At 53.9% G+C, this 18,574-nt stretch carries 15 protein-coding genes; 3 read left to right on the forward strand and 12 right to left on the reverse strand.

Features of this window, described 5'->3' with window-relative positions; genetic code table 11:
* Positions 1 to 49: 49 nt before the first annotated feature.
* From NDQ72_00730 to NDQ72_00745, 4 genes are all read right to left on the reverse strand, one after another.
* The gene (locus tag NDQ72_00730; GenBank protein WKD28504.1) at positions 50 to 481 is read right to left on the reverse strand and encodes a nuclear transport factor 2 family protein; all 432 of its coding nucleotides are present in this window, start codon (positions 479 to 481) and stop codon (positions 50 to 52) included.
* A gap of 104 nt (positions 482 to 585) precedes the next feature.
* Entirely contained in the window at positions 586 to 1,998 is a 1,413-nt protein-coding gene (phrB, locus tag NDQ72_00735) for a deoxyribodipyrimidine photo-lyase (GenBank protein WKD28505.1), read from the reverse strand.
* A gap of 43 nt (positions 1,999 to 2,041) precedes the next feature.
* Entirely contained in the window at positions 2,042 to 2,962 is a 921-nt protein-coding gene (locus tag NDQ72_00740) for a MerR family transcriptional regulator (GenBank protein ID WKD28506.1), read from the reverse strand.
* A 221-nt stretch (positions 2,963 to 3,183) separates the two neighbouring features.
* Positions 3,184 to 4,248 (reverse strand): NAD(P)-binding protein, encoded by a 1,065-nt coding sequence (locus NDQ72_00745; protein WKD28507.1) that lies wholly within the window; start codon positions 4,246 to 4,248, stop codon positions 3,184 to 3,186.
* A gap of 169 nt (positions 4,249 to 4,417) precedes the next feature.
* On the opposite strand from NDQ72_00745, the gene NDQ72_00750 reads away from it, so the two are divergent.
* The gene (locus NDQ72_00750) at positions 4,418 to 5,320 is read left to right on the forward strand and encodes a TIGR01777 family oxidoreductase (GenBank protein WKD28508.1); all 903 of its coding nucleotides are present in this window, start codon (positions 4,418 to 4,420) and stop codon (positions 5,318 to 5,320) included.
* A 10-nt stretch (positions 5,321 to 5,330) separates the two neighbouring features.
* Here the strand turns inward: NDQ72_00750 and rapA are convergent, their stop codons facing one another.
* Positions 5,331 to 8,276: an RNA polymerase-associated protein RapA gene (gene rapA, locus NDQ72_00755; GenBank protein ID WKD28509.1), complete on the reverse strand. Its 2,946-nt coding sequence runs from the start codon at positions 8,274 to 8,276 to the stop codon at positions 5,331 to 5,333.
* Positions 8,277 to 8,390: 114 nt separating this feature from the next.
* Positions 8,391 to 9,194, reverse strand: a complete 804-nt coding sequence (locus NDQ72_00760; GenBank protein WKD28510.1) for a TlpA family protein disulfide reductase — start codon at positions 9,192 to 9,194, stop codon at positions 8,391 to 8,393.
* A gap of 66 nt (positions 9,195 to 9,260) precedes the next feature.
* Here NDQ72_00760 and NDQ72_00765 point away from each other — a divergent pair, with 66 nt between their 5' ends.
* Both NDQ72_00765 and NDQ72_00770 read left to right on the forward strand, forming a co-directional pair.
* On the forward strand, positions 9,261 to 9,506 hold the full coding sequence (locus NDQ72_00765) for a hypothetical protein (protein WKD28511.1): 246 nt from the start codon (positions 9,261 to 9,263) through the stop codon (positions 9,504 to 9,506).
* Between the two features lie 97 nt (positions 9,507 to 9,603).
* Positions 9,604 to 10,812 carry an ABC transporter substrate-binding protein gene (locus tag NDQ72_00770; GenBank protein ID WKD28512.1) on the forward strand — a complete coding sequence of 403 codons (1,209 nt, stop codon included), beginning with the start codon at positions 9,604 to 9,606 and terminating at the stop codon, positions 10,810 to 10,812.
* Positions 10,813 to 10,936: 124 nt separating this feature from the next.
* Here the strand turns inward: NDQ72_00770 and NDQ72_00775 are convergent, their stop codons facing one another.
* The 6 genes from NDQ72_00775 to typA all read right to left on the reverse strand — a co-directional run bounded on the left by NDQ72_00775 (position 10,937) and on the right by typA (position 18,486).
* Positions 10,937 to 12,262, reverse strand: coding sequence for a branched-chain amino acid ABC transporter permease (locus tag NDQ72_00775; protein WKD28513.1), 1,326 nt, complete (start codon positions 12,260 to 12,262; stop codon positions 10,937 to 10,939).
* Entirely contained in the window at positions 12,262 to 13,266 is a 1,005-nt protein-coding gene (locus NDQ72_00780; GenBank protein ID WKD28514.1) for a branched-chain amino acid ABC transporter permease, read from the reverse strand. Before NDQ72_00780 ends, NDQ72_00775 begins: the two co-directional genes overlap by 1 nt.
* 16 nt (positions 13,267 to 13,282) lie before the next feature.
* On the reverse strand, positions 13,283 to 14,011 hold the full coding sequence (locus NDQ72_00785) for an ABC transporter ATP-binding protein (GenBank protein ID WKD28515.1): 729 nt from the start codon (positions 14,009 to 14,011) through the stop codon (positions 13,283 to 13,285).
* Between the two features lie 85 nt (positions 14,012 to 14,096).
* Positions 14,097 to 14,867: an ABC transporter ATP-binding protein gene (locus tag NDQ72_00790; GenBank protein WKD28516.1), complete on the reverse strand. Its 771-nt coding sequence runs from the start codon at positions 14,865 to 14,867 to the stop codon at positions 14,097 to 14,099.
* Positions 14,868 to 14,919: 52 nt separating this feature from the next.
* Positions 14,920 to 16,353: a sodium-dependent transporter gene (locus NDQ72_00795; GenBank protein ID WKD28517.1), complete on the reverse strand. Its 1,434-nt coding sequence runs from the start codon at positions 16,351 to 16,353 to the stop codon at positions 14,920 to 14,922.
* A 306-nt stretch (positions 16,354 to 16,659) separates the two neighbouring features.
* Positions 16,660 to 18,486 (reverse strand): translational GTPase TypA, encoded by a 1,827-nt coding sequence (gene typA, locus NDQ72_00800; GenBank protein WKD28518.1) that lies wholly within the window; start codon positions 18,484 to 18,486, stop codon positions 16,660 to 16,662.
* Between the last annotated feature and the right edge of the window lie 88 nt (positions 18,487 to 18,574).

Consider the following 18,574-nt stretch of genomic DNA (forward strand, 5'->3'; position numbering starts at 1 on the left):
CTGTAACGGCCTGTTAGCATGCAACCTGTAGGCAAATAAATGGCATCTATCAGCTAATGCGCCGTTTTAACCAACGTATGACACGGCCCATGATTGGTAAGTGTTCATACAACATGGCGCCTGCATCAAAATAGTCGCGGTGATTTGAAACCCGACCATCCTGGGCAAATGTTAGGGCACTGCAACCCGCGACATAGATCGGTTTTCCCTGGGCTAGTCGGGGATGAACGAACTCCATTGTCCACGTTACAAATGCTTGATTAGCCACCTGTTGTTGCGTGTGATAAGTAAATTGGCAACGTTCAACGTTTTCGTACATGGTGGCGAAATAGCGCTCTAACGCCGATCGTCCTTCAATATGATGTAGCGGATCGCTAAAGATAACTTCCTCAGTATATACCTCGTATAGTTTTTCTGTACAGGTATTGTCCAGTTTATTAAAAAAGGCGCAAAAATTCGCCAAAGCTTGGTCGTTAGGCATCACGCAGTCCTGTGGTGGTTAAGAAAAATAAGCAAACGATGAAGCGAGGAGAGAGCAGTCGAGCGCTTTGCATCACCGCAGCAGGTGATGCAAAAGAGAGGGAGTTATTTCGAGAGCGCTTTAAAGGCATCCAGGGCACGCTGGCGCGCTGCTTTATGATCAACGATGGGGGCTGGGTAACTCGTTGGGTTCAGCATGTCCTGGGGCGGCGCATGGCGAGCTTTTTTAGGCAGCGATTTTAACTCGGGCAGCCAATGGGCAATAAATTCACCCTCTGGATCAAAGCGCGTTGACTGGGTAGTGGGATTAAAAATACGAAAATAGGGCGCTGCATCCGTGCCTGTTGATGCCGCCCACTGCCAGCCGCCGTTATTGGCGCAAAACTCACCGTCGATTAAATGGCGCATAAAAAATGCTTCACCGCGCCGCCAGTCAATCAGTAGGTGCTTACTTAAAAACATCGCGGTGACCATGCGCAGGCGGTTGTGCATCCAGCCAGTAGTCACTAGCTGGCGCATGGCCGCGTCGACAATCGGATAGCCGGTACGGCCTTCGCACCACGCTTGAAAGCCTTTGTCGTCGTCACGCCAGCGGAGCTGCTTGGTGTGTTCTTGAAAAGGTTGGTGACGGCAAACCTGGGGAAAGCCTACCGCGACGTGCTGATAAAATTCACGCCAAATAAGCTCATTTACCCAGCTGGTCAGCCCCGCATCACCATCGGCCAGGTGGCCACCATTTTCGCTCATCACGGCTTGGAGGCATTGGCGATAGGAGATCATGCCCAGTGCCAGGTAGGGCGAAAGTTCGCTGGTACCGCGAACGTTTGGAAAGTCTCGCTGCTGCTTATAGTGCCGTCCACGAAAGCGTAAAAAACGTTCGAGATTGTCACTAGCCGCCTCTTCTCCAGCAGGCCATAGGCGTTTATCAACGGGGTCATTATCCAGCGATGGAAGCGCGGGCAGTGGGTCACTATCGATCTCTAGCGGAGATTGCACGCCTGGGGTATCACGTAAGGCAAGCTGCTGTGCAGTCACCTGCTTGTGCCAAGCCTTCGAAAACGGTGTAAATACGCCGTAATAATCGCCTTTTCCGGTCAACAAACTGCCTGGGGCGAAGGCTACGGCGTCATGGTGACCCTGAGCGGTGATCCCTGCTTGTTTAAAAGCATCAAGCACCGACTGATCGCGATGTTGCTCGTTCAGCGCATATTCATAGTTAAAGTGAAGCTGAGTAATCTGGTGCTCGTGGGCGATATCAAGCAACACCTGGGCCGCTTCATCATAGTGATCAATATCACGATGCAAAAGTGGAATATTAAGTCCGTTAATCGACGCTTTAATCGCCGCAACACTGCGTGCCCAGAAGTCGAGTTTAGTCGCCCCATGGCCATGTGTTTGCCATTGAGCCACGCTACGTAAGAAAACGGCCACCACGGGGCCATTGGCAGCCGCAGCGGCAAGCGCGGAGTTATCGTGAATGCGCAAGTCGCTACGCAGCCAAACGAGCTGCAGATTCATGCGATATCCTTATCATCGGTAAGGTTAACTAGCATCCGATATCTCAGAGAATTCCCGATTCGCGCAACAAGGGGCGAAGTCGTGAAATGGCTTGCGGCAGGTCGTCGCCTAACATTTGCACCGGACCGTCACGCAGCTCATTTTCTCTTAATCGTGCCACTTCCCCACACACCCCAATAGGAACATTTAACGCTTCTGCTGCCTGGGGAAGTGCGCGACCAATGTAGTCGTCGCTTTCTCGCTGGCCGCTGGAAAGCAGTACCATCGATGAATGCAATCGGGATACGGCTTGAGGAAGATCCTCTAGCGCTAATGAACGGTCAAACAGTTGTACGCGGTAGCCTTGTTCACTGGCCATTAGCGCGCACATTAACACCCATAGCGAACCAGGATCGTCAGGCATCGCGCTTAGCAGGATTAGCGGCCCACGCGTTGCCTGATTGGCATAGTGCAGGCGAATGCCGACCTGGCTACGCAGAAAGGCTTCAAAGGTGCGGCGCACAAGGTCATCGGGCTGGCTGGCCCATTTGGCTTCCAGGGTAAGAATAACGGGCTGCCAGAGCTCATTAATCGCGACGCTTAATGGATAGAGCGCCAGACTCTGATGGTACAGCGCTTCCAGCTTGGGAAGATCAACCGCTTCTATGGTGGACTGCAACAACTGTCGCTGGCTGGCCCAGTCGCCAGTATTCGGCGAAGGTGTTTCTACTGTTTCAGGTTGATCAAGTAAATCAACTACCTGGCTAACTGGGACGCCGCGGTTTAGCCATTGTAAAATGCGCTCAATGCGAGTGATATCGTCTTGTGCGTATAGACGATGGCCCTTGGGGGTGCGTTGTGGACGAATTAAACCGTAGCGACGCTCCCAGGCACGAAGAGTGACCGAGTTCACACCCGTCAAGCGGGAAACTTCCCTAATCGGATAAAGCGGGGTATCGGGTGGGTGGGTCGCCTTGATGCTCATGGGCGCCATTGCCTCTTGGTTGCCTGCAAATAAGCGTGCAGGGATCTGTCAATAATTGTCGTGGCGATGCTTCAGCGCCTGACCGGCGGTTTTGCCACATAATCGGGTCGTTATTAATCGTATAGATAGCTAAACGCTATTATAGCCACCTTTGTACAACTTGTGGCTTCTGGGTACAACCTTTCCTGTAGGTGTGGAAAAGTTAAGTTTAATTTCTAATTTCAGACCGACCGGCCTAATAGGGCCTGGCCCAGCTCATCACCTGATAACCAAGCATCTTCGACACGACTACCTTTAAAGCTATCGCCACAGAGTGCTAAGCCACTTGTACTGTATAAGTATGCCTGATGACCTGCCTGTGCTGGCTGAGCATAGCGCCAACGGTGCGCACCAAGTTCAATGATGTTCGGTAGCTCTGTATCATCGGGCAGCAGCGATACAAATGCTGCTAGCAGCTGTTGGGCGACACTTTCGCTGTCACTCTCAATATGTGCGTCGCTCCAATCCAATTGAGCAAGCAAGCTAATACTTTCCGGCTGATGTTCACGGCCAGGCTTGGTGTGATTGCGTGACGCTAGACGAAGCACCGAATGCTGTGTGTGAACGGTGTGCCACGCTGGTGCTACCTTCGCCATGGGGGGTAATGGCTCCTCGAAAATAACCCAACCTGCCCAGCATCCACGCTGGGGCTTTGCCTCACAGGCCGCCGCCAGTGTCGGCTCCCACTCTGCTAATAATGCCTTGGCCTGAGGCGGCGGGGCACTGATAACCACCACGTCAAAAGGCCCGTGTATTGAGCCGCGGGTATCCTGGAGCTGCCAGCCCGCAGCCGTCTTATCAAGCGTTGCAATATGGGTTTCAAGCGTCATGGAAGCATTCGGTAGTGCGTTAAGTGTATCGGCTAGATGACGGGTGACGGCACTCATACGGGGTGTGCCGGTATAACGTAGCTGAGCGTCATTGTGTGTTTGCCAGCCGGATGCACTAGCCTGATAACAAGCTGTGGGCCAACTGGCGACACAACCAGCGGCTTGCCACTCGGCTACTTTATTGGCGAATCGTTGATTGCGTACAGTGAACGCTTGAGCACCTAGGTCCAGTGTCGCGGAGGGACGTCGTTTACTTGACATACGGCCGCCAGGGCCGCGCGCTTTATCAAATAACGCCACCTTAACGCCCTGAGTGGCAAGTCGGTGCCCGCAGGCAAGGCCAGACAGGCCTGCACCGATAATTGCCACTGAATGAACGTCGGAAAGTGTTAAAGACTCCGGCAATGGTTCAAGCATAGGAACTCGCAACGGCTAATGAAATGTGCAATGTGTAGTATTTGTGTATAGATATCGTACAATAAAATACTATGCAATGATCATTTAACTGACGGCTATTCCCAGCTTTGCAGTTCAACGTCGACGCGGGCATACGCTAGCCACCTTAACCAACCATAGGAGTGACACCATGCGGGTATTAATCACCGGAGGTAGCGGCTTTGTTGGTCAGCGGCTCTGCCAACAACTCCTCACCCAAGGGCATGATGTGCAGGTGGTTTCCCGATCCCCGCATCAGGTGCGTGGTAGGTTGCCAAAAGCCTGCGATATTCGTGATAGCGCTCAGGCATTTATGGACACCCCTCCGGAGGTGTTGGTGAACCTTGCCGGTGAGTCGATTGCTGCAAAGCGCTGGAGTAACAGCCAAAAAGAGACACTAATTCGCTCTCGTATCGACAGTACGCAGCAACTGATTACGCTTTGTGAACAGCTCAAAGCCAACGGGCAAGCGTTACCCAGCGTGATGATTAGCGGTTCTGCGATGGGCTATTACGGCGATCAAGGCGACAAGGTGGTGGATGAAACAACGTCGCCAAGCGATGAGTTCGCTCATCAGCTTTGTGCACAATGGGAAGCGGCGGCAAAACCGATTGAGGCGATGGGCGTCCGCTTAGCGATACTGCGTATTGGTTTAGTGCTTGAGGCGGGGGGCGGTACGCTGCAGAAGATGCTGCCACCCTTTAAGCTCGGACTTGGGGGGCGTTTTGGAAGCGGCGCACAGTTTATGCCCTGGATTCATCGTGATGATCTTGTGGCAGCGATTATGTTTTTGATGAACGAATCAACACTTTCAGGCGCGTTTAATGGCAGTGCGCCGCACCCGGTGACGAATGCTGAGTTCACGAAAACGTTGGCTAAGCAGCTTCACCGGCCGGCGATTTTCCCCGTGCCCGCTTTTGTACTAAAAGCGGGTTTCGGAGAAATGTCGCAGCTGTTGCTGGCCGGGGCCGATATGCGCCCTGCACGCCTTACCGAGGCTGGATTTACCTTTCAGTACCCAACCCTTGATAAGGCGCTAGAGGCGATTCTTTAGTCTTTCCGCGTTAGGCGTTGGGGTCGACGGTGATTATCACTCGCACGGAATCAAGCCGTAAGCGAGTGTTTTCTATCGCGTCGCTGAGCGCTTGGCGCTCTTGCTTCAGCGCCTCAAGTTCTTCACTACGAACCGCTGGGTTGTGCTCTGCCAGGGCGGTCAAGCGGGCGAGTTCGGCATCTAACTGAGCTCGCATGCGTGTTTCAGCGCTTTCTACAATGCTGGGCAGTTCACGTTCGGCTTCACCTTCCCCCTGAATGAGGAGCGTACGCAGCTGGTCATGGCGGCTCTTGATCAAATCTCGTGCCAGTGATTTGTTTACTTTCTGTAGATTCTTGCCAAGGCCCGTGAAGGAGATCTTACTGGTCAGGTTTGCGCCTGACTCATCAAGTAAGACGCGCACTGCCGTAGGCGGTAGGAAGCGGTTGAGATGTAGCGATTTAGGCGCAGGGCATTGGGTGCGGAACACCAGTTCAGCCATTAAACGGCCGCTGGGAATGGCTGGGTGGCGTAATAGCGCCAGCGCGGTGTTCCCCATTGTGCCATCTAGAATGCGCTCCATCATTTCGCGCAGCAGCGGGTGTTCCCAAGAGAGTCGCTGAATATCGTCTCGTGCAAGCGCCAGCGAACGGCTGTAAGTGGCCGAAAAGCCCTCTTCACCTTTCACTAGCCCGGGGAGTCCATCCAGCATGTGCTGGCTAGGCTGCAAATAAAGCAAGCCATTGCCAATCTCTTGACTGTCTACACCAAAAATATCCAGGGCGCGCTCTACAAAACGCGGCAACGCCGGGTCTTCATCCAACTCACGCACTTCATCAATTACCTGCTGAGCACGGGCAGGGCGGCAGGCGTTTAGTTCTAGCAGTCGGTTACGACCCGCGTCCCGCTCAGCCAGTTTGGCGGTGAACATTTCACGGGTTTCATCGATGATCTCATTGAGCATTTCATCATCGAGTAACGCATCGGCCAGAGCATCGCCAAACGCATCAAAGAGGTCGCTGCCAATGCCGTGAGGCGCGCTAAAAGCATCCATGCCTTCGTGATACCAGCGCAGTAGGCGCTCGCCTGGGCTGCCAGTGAAGGTGGGAGCATGGAGTTCAATTGCGTGGCGCTGTCCTATCCGGTCGAGGCGGCCGATACGCTGCTCCAACTGGTCGGGATGCTGGGGCATATCAAACATCACCAAATGGCGGCAGAACTGAAAGTTGCGGCCTTCTGAGCCAATTTCAGAGCACACCAGCACTTGGCAGCCATCTTCTTCATCGGCAAATGCCGCTGCGGCCCGGTCACGCTCGACCAGCGATAGCCCTTCGTGGAACACTGGTGCGTGATAGCCGCCTAGCACGCGCAGTCCTTCGGCAAGCCCTTCAGCGGTTTCTCTGTGGTGAGCAATAATCAGCACTTTGTCATTGGCAAAGCCGCTATCGCTATCGTCGCTAAGTTTTTCCAGCAGCCAGTTTACCCGTGGGTCGATATGCCACCAAGATTCGGTGTTAAGTGGGTCGTTGCTGAGCTCGCGATACATAGTGTCTGGATAGATCAACACGTCCGGATGATCCATGCCCGTTTCAATCAGCAACTCATCCAGGTAGTCGTCATCGCGTTCCAAGCGACGCAGCACGCGCCGATAGGCTGACGGGAGCTCCAACTGAGCTAGGTGCAGGCGACGTTCTGGGAATCCTCCCACATGACGGCGGCTGTTGCGGAACATGACGCGCCCGGTGCCGTGACGATCAAGCAGAGCATCGCGTAACTGAGCGCGAGCAGCACTCTGCTGTTCGGTACTGGCTTCAGGGTTGCATAACGTTGCTAGCAGCGCCTGACTGTCGCGGTCGTCCGCGACACTATCGACCTGTTCACGTGCCTCGATGGTATTGGGTAGCTCATCCAAGGCATCAATGGCTTGAGCGACAGCGATGTAATGATGCTCTTCGTCTTTAAAGCGTTCGATATCGTGGTAGCGCTCGGCATCTAACAAGCGTAGGCGAGCAAAATGGCTCTCCACTCCCATCTGCTCTGGCGTAGCCGTCAGCAGCAATAAGCCAGGAATATCAGCAGCAAGCTGTTCAACGCACTGATAGCCTGGGCCGCTGCCATCAGGGCTCCAGTCGAGGTGATGGGCTTCATCGACGATCAGCAGGTCAAAGTGGCTTGCCAGGGCCTGTTCTTGACGGTGTGTGTTGGCGAATAGCCAACCTTGACTGGCCAGTACTATTTGGGCGCTTTCAAATGGGTTAGCGCTACCGTGGGCGAGACTTTGCTGCTCATCTAGCAAGCTGACCTTGAGTGAGAAACGGCGTAAAAGCTCTACTAACCATTGGTGGGTAAGGCTGTCAGGCACCAAAATTAATGCGCGTTCTACTCGACCAGCCAGCAGTAGGCGGTGCAGAACCAGCCCAGCCTCAATCGTTTTACCCAGCCCCACTTCGTCCGCAAGCAAGACACGTGGCGCATGGCGGCCTGCCACTTCGTCAGCGATATAAAGCTGGTGGGGAATTAGGTCGATACGCGGCCCAGCAAAACCCAGGGCGCTGTGCTGCTCGATGCGCTGATAGTGGTGCAGCGTGCGAAAGCGCAGATCGAACCAATCATTGCGATCAACCTGGCCAGTCAGCAGCCGATCGCGCGCCTGATCAAACTGCATGGTGTCGGCGAGCTTTGCCTCGGATAGCTCACGAGGATTACCGTCGCTATCTTCGCCAATATAAGTGATTAAGCCGCGGGTCTCTTTGCTATCGTCTACGATCATCTGCCAGCCATCAGCAGAAATCACGCGGTCGCCGCCGCCGAACATGACGCGAGTTAAGGGGGCTTGGCGAGTGTTGTACGTACGGGTTTCCTGGCTGGCACTGAACAAAATGGTAACGCTACGGGCGTCGCAGTTAAGCACGGTGCCGAGTCCAAGCTCAGCCTCGCCGTCGCTAATCCAGCGCTGGCCGGGAGAAAAATCGCTCATGATGCCTCGAGGAAGTCTACAGAAACAGGTTGTACGCCACCGGGGCAGGTTTCCGGTGGCAACAGGGCGGGGGATTCTAACGCAAAGCGGCGGGGGGATTAAGGTCTATCGTGGTCAATCTTTTAACCAGCGTTCCAGCTGGGCACGGGTTAACTCGCCAACGTGGACATCCAGCGTGTTGCCCTGGCGATCAAAAAGTACCGTGGTGGGCAGGCCTGGCGCTTGAAATTGCGCCATTAGCGTTTGGCTTGGGTCACGCAGCGCATAGCGAAAATCCAGGCTCTGCTCGTCTAAATAGCGCACTATCGGCAGTAAATCTTCGCCTTGGTTAGCGACTACCACACTGACACCTTCACGCTTTGCAGCGTCTTCAAGCAGCGGCATCTCCCGCAGGCAGGGTGGGCACCAAGTCGCCCATAGATTAACGATAATAAGGTCACCGCTTTCGGCCAGCGAAGGGAGATGCACTGCGTTGCCGTCCACATCGTCCAACGTCACCTCCGGCAATGCATCAATAGCAAATTCATTGCCTAAGGGGGCAAGCGTTACCAAGACCAGCCACAGGCTTGTCGTGCCAACCAACATGGCAAGGCCGCCGATAAGCGACAGCAGTTGCTTGCGCAGTGTCCAGGCTGTCCAAATTAACCCCGCGATTAGGCCACCCAGCGCGTTGTAACCGGGCTGCCATAGCTTGAGCGCCTCGAGCGGTTCTGCGCTGTAGCTTTCCCAATTGAGCACGACAAAAACAATTCGGGCCGCCAATAGCCATACCACCAATAGCCCGTTGAACCAGCGCCCATGCTGAGAAGACGTTAATCCCAACAGATAGCGGCTAGCCAATAACAGTAGTAGCGCGCAGCCTAGGGCATATAGCCTAGGCGTGGAGATCAGCAGTGGTCCAATGGCAATCGCATTCATGATTTTTCCGTTAAGCAGGTACACTGGTGAACCATACCACGCACGTTAAACATTACGGAGATGTCTATGCCACAACCCGCTTTCGACATACTGCGGGCGCTGGCCATTGGGTCGCAGGCGCTGGGTTTAATGCTGATTATTACGCTGGAAACCGTCATGGGCGATGCTGCGCGCCCCTGGCAAGGGGGTGTGCTGGTTATCATGGTCGCGTCGGCGCTTACGATTGCGCTGGTGCGACTGTACCAAAATAAGCGTTACCAAAAACAGATGGCTGAGCGTCGCCAAAATGCTGATGAAGAGGAGGAGCGTTAGAAAGCGTTGCTTGTGTTTTTGGCGTTACGGTTCCAGATTAAGAGAAGTCCCGCGCTGGACAGTCGGGGCACTTAATATACTGGGAGCGACCAATAATATGATTAATAAGCGCACATTAGCCACCGCCGTTGCGGCCTCATCACTCGCTTTAGCGGGCATGGCCCAGGCGGAGGTCAAAGTTGGCTTCTTGGGCGGCTTTACCGGGGGAATTGAAAGCCTGACGCCACCCATTTTTGCAGGTGCTCAGCTTGCCGTTGCGCAGATAAATGAGCAGGGCGGTATCTTGGGTGGGCAAACATTGGAAATGCCTTCCGGGGATACCACCTGCTCGGATGCATCGGCTGCGTCTAACGCCGCAGATCGTATGGTGAACTCTGAGCAAGTCACCGCGATTGTCGGCGCTTTATGTACAGGGGCAACGATTGCTGCTGCTAATAACGCAGCAATTCCAGGCGGTGTGTTGATGGTCTCACCTGCGTCAACGGCCCCCGCTGTCTCTGAGTTAGACGACAACGACTTAGTTTTCCGTACCGTGCCATCGGATGCCTTCCAGGGCGAAATGCTTGCTAAGCTACTGCTTGATAAAGGTATCGACTTTGTCGCGGTGACCTACGTTAACAACGACTATGGCCGTGGCTTATCGGATGCCTTCAGTGGCGCCTTTGAAGCGGGCGGTGGCGAAATAGCCGAAAACCTCGCACATGAAGATAACCGTGCCGACTATCGCTCTGAGCTTGGCTCGCTGTCTTCGAGTGGCGCAGACACGCTGGTCGTGCTGGCCTATGCCGATACCTCCGGCCAGACGGTACTGCGCCAAGCCTACGAAAGCGGCATGTTCACCCAGTATGTGGGCGCCGATGGCATGGTGGGGGATAGCTTAATAGAAGCGATTGGCGCAGACGTGCTAGACGGCATGATCGCCACACGGCCTGGTAGCCCTGATCTCCCCGGCACGGACATCTTTAATGAAGCGGCTACTGCGGCAGACATTGATCCTAGTGCCGTGTTTGCTGCCCAGGCTTATGACGCGGCTTTCCTAGTAGCGTTGGCTATTGAGCAAAATGGCAGTGCCGAGCGTGAAGGGCTTTCTGAAGCGCTACGCAGTGTTTCCAGTGCGCCAGGCGAAGTGATACTGCCGGGTGAGTGGGAAAAAGCGCTTGAGCTGATCGCCGCGGGTACCGAGATCAACTACGAAGGCGCCTCTGGTTCTCATGAATTTGATGAAAACGGCGACGTGCCTGGGGTTGTTGTGGAAATGGTGGTAGAAGACGGCTCGTTCACCGGCAAGGGCTTGGTTGACCTCTAGTCAAAATGACGCTCTTTAAGCAATAACCGAAACGCCCCAGGCGAGCCTGGGGCGTTTTTTTAGCACTGTAAGTTTTTAACGCTGTAAGTTTTTAACACGGTGAGCTTTTAGCACTGTGAGGACGTTAACCGAGGGTTTTAATTTTCTCTGGCAACAGACCTTTCGGAGCAAAGCGTAGTACCAGGGTAATCAACATACCGATTACTAGAACCCGCGCTTGCAGTGCCCGGCTATCCATATTGCTAGGCGCCTCCCAGCCGAAGGCGTTTTCCCCCAGTGTGACCGCTAGTTGCATTAAGAATAGCGCCAACGGCTCTGACATAATCCAAATGATATAAACCGCGACCGCCCCAAAAATGGTGCCAAGGTTATTACCTGGGCCACCTAAAATAACCATGACCAGCACCAGGAAGGTGTGGTTGAGAGGCAAGTAGCCCTGAGGATCAAACAGGCTGTTAAAGGTGCCCAGCATGCCGCCGCCAAGGCCCATCAAAATGCAGCCTAATACGAAAATCTCCAAGCGCCGCTTATTGATATCTTTACCCATGGCCGCTGACGAGACTTCGTTATCGCGAATCGCACGAATCATTCTTCCCCAGGGGGCGTGGTAAGCCCTATGGAGTAAAAAGAAAATCACTGCGATCACGACAGCTGTCACTGAGAGATAAATCGCTCGGGAAAGCGTAAAGCCGAGTTCCGCCGGGCCGGGGGTCGGCCAAGGAAGAGGTGATACCGTGGCCGTGCCACGCGTCAGCCAGTCGGAATTTTTCAAAAAAGCTTTGATGATTTCCGCGATACCCAGGGTGGCAATGGCGAGGTAGTCACTGCGTAGGCCAAGGCAAACGTGGCCAATAAAGTAACCAACGCCGCCAGCCAGCGCGCCACCTACAATCCAGCCTACCCAGGCAGGTAAGCCAAATCCGCCAATAAAGCCCGCTTGAGACTGTATTTGGCTGGTCACTTCGCGCAGCAGGCTGATGACAATCAAATAGAGTACGATTCCGATCACGATGGCGAGCACGGTGCGTAGCTTTTTCGGCACGCCGAATCGGTCAAGCTTCGTCACTCCGACGACAACCAAGGTTGCCGCAATGCCATACAGCAGAACTTGGCCGAGTTCTCCCGGCAGTTCAGTACCCCAGAATGCGTCATTCACCGGGACGCTAAACAGCATGGCGCAGAAACCGCCGAGCGCGACGAAGCCCATGACACCAGCATTAAACTGCCCGGCATAGCCCCATTGAATCGTTAGACCCAGGGCAAGAATGGCGTAACAAGCAGCCTCTACCAGCATACGCGTGCTGTAGGCCGCTCCCATTATCGCGTAGACCGCTAGCACGGCAGCTAATAGAGCGCCAAACAGCACCAGTTCGCGCAACGGAAAGCGCCGTTCAGGAGTGGCATCTTTGGGCGTGTAAGCAGGATTACGGTTTTTTGTGGAATGGCTCATTAGATCACCTTGCCTTTAAACAGGCCGGTAGGACGCCACACTAAGATGGCCACCAAAATAAAGAACGGCACCACAATTTTGTACTCAGTGCCTACAAAGGCGAGGTTGGAGGGGAGCTCTAGCCAGGTAGGTAGACTGTCGCGGAAAGGGCGCAGGAGAACATTCCAATTAAATACTGCCAGGGTTTCTGCAAAGCCGACGACAAATCCTCCTGCAATGGCCCCGTAGGGGTGGCCTACGCCTCCGACAATGGCCGCCGCGAAAATAGGCAGTAGCAGGAAGAAGCTTAGGTCGGGTTTAAACGTGACGTCTAATGACAGCAGGGTGCCCGCAATTGCCGCCAGTGCGCCTGCAATCACCCACGTGACGGCCACGATAGTGTTGGTATTAATGCCAGATGCCTGGGCAAGCTCGGGGTTGTCTGACATGGCGCGCATGGCTTTGCCAAGTCGCGAGCGATTGAGGAATAGGTGTAGGGCGACCACGGCCACTAGCGTAATCACAAACAGATAAATCTGTGGTTCGGTAATCACGATGGGGGCTCTAACTCCCTCGAAAGGTAGCGCGATGCGGAAAATTTCCTTGCGGTCATCGACGTACAAGCTCTGACCGCCGGTACCGGAAAATAGCCGGATAAGCCCTTGGAGCATAAGTGTCACGCCCAGCGAGCCAATCACCATCACGATAGGCTTGACGCCATGGGCGCGTAGCGGCTTATAAAACGCTTTATCAATGCTTACTGCCAGCGCTGCAGTAAGCAGCATCGCTAGCGGCAGCATGATGAGCGCCGTCGGCACCCCAATACTGGCACCCACCGCTGGGAAGGCGGTCGTCAGGAGCAGCACCATGAAGGCACCAAACGTCATGATGTCGGCATGGGCAAAGTGGGCAAAGCGCATAATGCTAAAAATGAGCGTGACGCCAATGGCGCCAATGGCATAAATAGAGCCAGTGACGCTACCTGCAATCACTACGTTATTGATAAAAAAGACCAGTTCGTTCACGCGTTTCTCCCCCGGGCTAGCCGCCCAAAAAGCTTTTGGCGACGTCAGGGTCAGCCAGTAACGCAGCCCCCGTGTCTGTAAAGCGGTTTTGTCCCGCCGCCAGCACAAAGCCTTTATCGGCAATGGCTAAGGCCTGTTTAGCATTCTGTTCCACCATCAAAATGCCCACACCGGCAGCGTTGATTTTTTTAACCCGATCAAAAATTTCATTCATGTAAAGGGGCGACAAGCCAGCGGTTGGCTCATCCAGCAGCAGCAGACTAGGTTCAGCCATTAGCGCACGGCCCATGGCGACCATTTGGCGCTGGCCACCGGAAAGCTCTCCTGCAGGCTGGTGGCGCTTCTCAACGAGAGGGGGGAAGAAGTCGTAAACTTGCTCCAGCATGCGCTTTACGTTTTGCGGTTTTAGATAGGCGCCCATTTCCAGGTTTTCTTTCACCGTCAGGCTGGGGAAAACGTTTTTCTCCTGAGGAACAAACCCCATACCACGCTCAACCAACTGATTCGGCGGCAGGTTATGGATCGGCTGACCGTTAAGCAAAATCTCGCCTTGATTAACGTTCAACAGCCCAAATACTGCTTTTAGCATAGTGGATTTGCCAGCCCCGTTAGGGCCAACAATGACACCGACTTCATCGGCATACAGGGTCATATTGACCCCGTTAAGGATATTCATACTGCCATAGCCGCCGTGCACATCGCGTGCCTCGAGCAGTGGCTGTGGGGATGACGGTGTGGATGACATAAACGCGTCTCAGCTGGGCCGCACTGCGGTGAACAATGGCGACCATGTTGTTGTGGCTATTGTTTAGGTGACAAACTCAGCGCTATCAAGCGGCATCAGTACCGAAATAGGCTTCTATAACGGCCGGATTGTTTTGTATTTCTTCAATTGAACCCTCAACCATAACGCTGCCTTGTGCCAGTACAATCACTGGATCGCAGAGCCGCGAAATCATATCCATATCGTGCTCAATCACCAGAAAGGTATAGCCCATTTCGCGATTTAAACGTTCGATGTTGCCCATTAAGTCGCCGAGTAGCGTGCGGTTTACACCGGCGGCAATTTCGTCTAACAGCACGACTTTGGCATCGGTCATCATCGTGCGGCCAAGCTCTAGCAGTTTTTTCTGACCACCCGATAAGTTGCCCGCAAGCTCGTTGCGTACATGATGCAAACCGACAAACTCAATGACTTCCAGTGCGCGGCGGCGTACCTCTGCCTCCTGGCTGCGGACCAGAGCAGGCTTGAACCAGGTGTTGAATAGACGTTCCCCTGCTTGGTTGGGTGGCACCATCATCAAGTTTTCCAGCGCGCTCATTTGGCTGAACTCATGGGCGATTTGGAAGGTGCGCAGTAACCCTTTGTGGAAACGTTGATCAGCGCTTAGCGACGTAATGTCTTCACCGTCCAATAGAATGCGGCCACTATCTGGCGTAAGTGCGCCCGCAATTAAATTGAAAAGCGTCGACTTACCTGCCCCATTGGGGCCGATCATGCCGGTAATCGAACCCTTTTCAACCCGGATTGAGCAGTCATTGATAACGTGCAGCCCGCCGAAGGCTTTGTTGACGTGTTGTACCTCAATAAGGGGAGTCATCGTGTCCTCGCGCCGCAGGCGACCTTTGTCCACCCGCGTTATTAGAATTATATTAAGCAGACTTACGCAGTCGCTGACTCAAGGCAAATATACCCACAATGAGCAGTGCGCCGAGGGTTGGGACAACGTAGCCTTCCACCTGTGGAATAGTGCGTAAAAATACAAACGACACCGCAGCAGGGCCAACAAAGCGCACCAGGAAGCGCCACGTTTTAAACCAAGTGATGTTGGTGCCAAGCTCTTTCATGACTTCGTTTTGAGTCAGTGCCCAGCCCGCGAATAGAGCGATCATTAGCCCGCCCAGCGGCATAAAGATATTGGTCAACAGCTCAATGAATTCAAAAGCGCTGCGTCCAAATAGAGCGTGGAAAAGCGTACCTTCGGCCCATATGTTGAAGCTCACCACTGTCAGTAAGCCCATCGCCCAAGCCGCGACGACCATGATGGTGACTGCCTGAGGGCGCGTCATATCAAAACGCTCAACCAGGAAGGCAGCGACCGGCTCTATCAATGAAATAGACGAGCTAATCGCGGCCCCTAGCACCAGAATAAAAAAGACCCCGCCCACCAGAGCACCAAACGGCATGTCAGCAAACGCTAGCGGCAGAGTAACAAACATCAGTCCCGGGCCTTGGCCTGTTTCGAGTCCCGCACCAAATACCAGCGAGAAAATTGCTAGCCCTGCCACCATGGCAACTGCAGTATCTACAAATGCCACGGCGATAGCGGTACGGGTTAGAGAGGCTTCGCTGGACATATAAGCGCCGTAGGCCATGATGGCCCCCATTCCAAGGCTCAGGGTGAAGAAGGATTGCCCCATCGCTTGTAACCAGCCTTCTAAGCTGAGATCGGCAATATTGAACGTAAACAGAAAGCTGGCTGCCGCTCTCACGTCGCCATTGATGACGCCGTAGATAAGCACCACGATGAGAATAACAAACAGCGCTGGCATCATGATGCGCAGCCCTGACTCTATCCCTTTATGAATCCCCATACCGACAATTAATGCCGAGAAGGCGATAAACAGCGTGTGATAAAGCGTCATCAGACCCGGAGACGCCAGCAACGCATCAAAGCCAGCACTAATCGTTGCTGCATCGGCACCCACGAGTGAGCCGGTTAGCATTAGCCACGTGTAGTGCAGTGCCCAGCCAGCGATGACGGAATAAAAGCTCAAAATTAAAAAAGCGGAAGCAGCGCCCAACCAGCCAATCGATTCCCAGGCACGGGAGGTCTTGTGTGTTTTAGTTAAATGGCGCATCCCCATAATAGGGCTTTGACGACTGGTACGGCCAAGCATTGTTTCGGCAATTAAAATGGGGATGCCGACAGCAAAGATGGTCAGTGCATAAATTAAAATAAACGCGCCGCCACCATTTTCCCCGGTGAGATAGGGGAAGCGCCAGAGATTGCCCAAGCCGACGGCTGAACCGACCGCTGCCAGCAAAAACGTGCCTTTGTGAGTCCAGACGTTATGACCGCTCATGTGGAGGAGTGTCCGTGTGGTAGTGGAAGGATGAGGGTAACTATCCAAACACTTGTATGAATTGTAGATTGCCAGCGGCCTAGGGACGCACTGATAGTAGCGTTACTGTGCGATAGAACGCCTACGCTTACCAGCCTGCTAGCGTTAAGGCTGCGTTTACGAAGCCACTTGGCGCAGGGGGCGGGGCGTGTGGGGTAATACGGAGACGGGAAATGAGCGAGGGGTGATCGTTAACTGAAGCTAAAAAAGAAGCCCGCACATGGCGGGCTTTGGGGTACTGACTATCGAGCATTGACTGGCGAGAGCTTACTTCTTGCCAGCACGCTTACGCTCGTTTTCTGTCAGGTGCTTCTTGCGTAGACGAATATGGCTGGGAGTCACTTCAACCAGTTCATCGGAATCCAAGAACTCGATAGCCTGTTCAAGAGTAAACTTGATCGGCGGCGTCAACACGATGTTTTCATCGTTACCCGTTGAGCGCATGTTATCGAGTTTCTTACCTTTGGTCGGGTTAACGACCATGTCATTGGCACGATTATTAATACCAATCAGCATACCTTCGTATACTTCAGTGGCGTGATCGATAATCAGCTTGCCGCGCTCTTGCAGGGCGTAGAGTGCATAAGCAAGGGCTTTGCCGCCAACCATTGAGACCAGTACGCCATTGCGACGCTCGATGGAAGCATCGGGCTTTAGCGGGCCGTAGTGATCAAAGCGGCTGGTCAGGATGCCGGTGCCGGAGGTCAAGGTTAAGAATTGACCACGGAAACCAATCAAACCGCGCGCCGGGATGATGAAGTCGAGACGCACACGACCCTTACCATCGGGGTTCATATTGGTCATTTCACCCTTGCGGTAGCCAAGCTCTTCCATGATCGAGCCTTGATGCTGCTCTTCACAGTCGATGATGACTTCTTCGTAGGGCTCTTGCTTAACGCCGTCGATCTCTTTAATGATGACTTCTGGGCGGCCAACCGCCAGCTCGAAGCCTTCGCGACGCATGGTTTCAATCAACACTGATAAGTGAAGCTCACCACGGCCAGAAACTTTGAACTTCTCAGGGGTTTCGCCCTGTTCAACGCGTAGCGCCACGTTGTGGATAAGCTCTTGTTCCAGACGATCTTTAATATTACGGCTGGTGACGAACTTGCCTTCTTTTCCGGCGAACGGTGAGTCATTGACCTGGAACGTCATCGAAACGGTCGGCTCGTCAACAGACAACGGCGGCAGCGCTTCAATGGCACTCGGGTCACACAGCGTGTCAGAAATTGATAGATCTTCAATGCCAGTAACGCAGACGATATCGCCTGCTGTCGCTTCCGTTGTCTGGACGCGCTCAAGACCCATATGAGTCATGACCTGGCCGATCTTACCCTTACGGGTAGAGCCATCAACGCTGATGATCGAAATTTGCTGGTTAGGCTTCACCGAGCCACGCTTGATGCGGCCAAGGCCGATAACGCCGACGTAGCTGTTGTAATCCAGTGCGGAGATTTGCATCTGGAATGGACCATCGATCTCAACCGCGGGCGGCTCAACGATATCGACAATCGCCTGGAACATGGGGTCCATGTTGTCGGCCAGCTCTTCAGGGTCCATGCCAGCAATGCCGTTTAGCGCCGAGCAGTAGATAATCGGGAAGTCGAGCTGGTCATCAGAAGCCCCTAGGTTGTCAAACAGATCAAAGATCTGGTCGATAACCCAATCCGGGCGTGCGCCGGGGCGGTCAATTTTATTGACGACGACGATCGGCTTCAGGCCCTGGGCAAATGCTTTCTGGGTAACGAAGCGAGTCTGCGGCATAGGGCCGTCAACGGCGTCTACCAGAAGCAGTACCGAGTCCACCATGGACATAACCCGCTCAACTTCGCCACCAAAGTCGGCGTGTCCAGGGGTGTCCACGATGTTGATGTGGTAATCCTTACCATTGCCATCTTGCCACTGAATAGCAGTGTTTTTGGCCAGGATGGTAATACCGCGCTCTTTTTCCTGGTCATTGGAGTCCATGATGCGCTCTTGGCCTTCGGCCTTGCGGTCGAGCGTTCCGGACTGGCTTAACAGCTTGTCTACCAAGGTAGTTTTACCGTGGTCAACGTGGGCGATGATGGCAATGTTGCGAAGATTCTCGATCACGACGCGATCCTGCTAGAAAAATAGGGCGGCATTATAGGGTCTGGGCGCGGTCCACTACCAGTGCTGTCTTAAATAAAGGTGCAAGTCA

Source organism: Halomonas sp. KG2 (assembly GCA_030440445.1).
Lineage (GTDB): Bacteria > Pseudomonadota > Gammaproteobacteria > Pseudomonadales > Halomonadaceae > Vreelandella.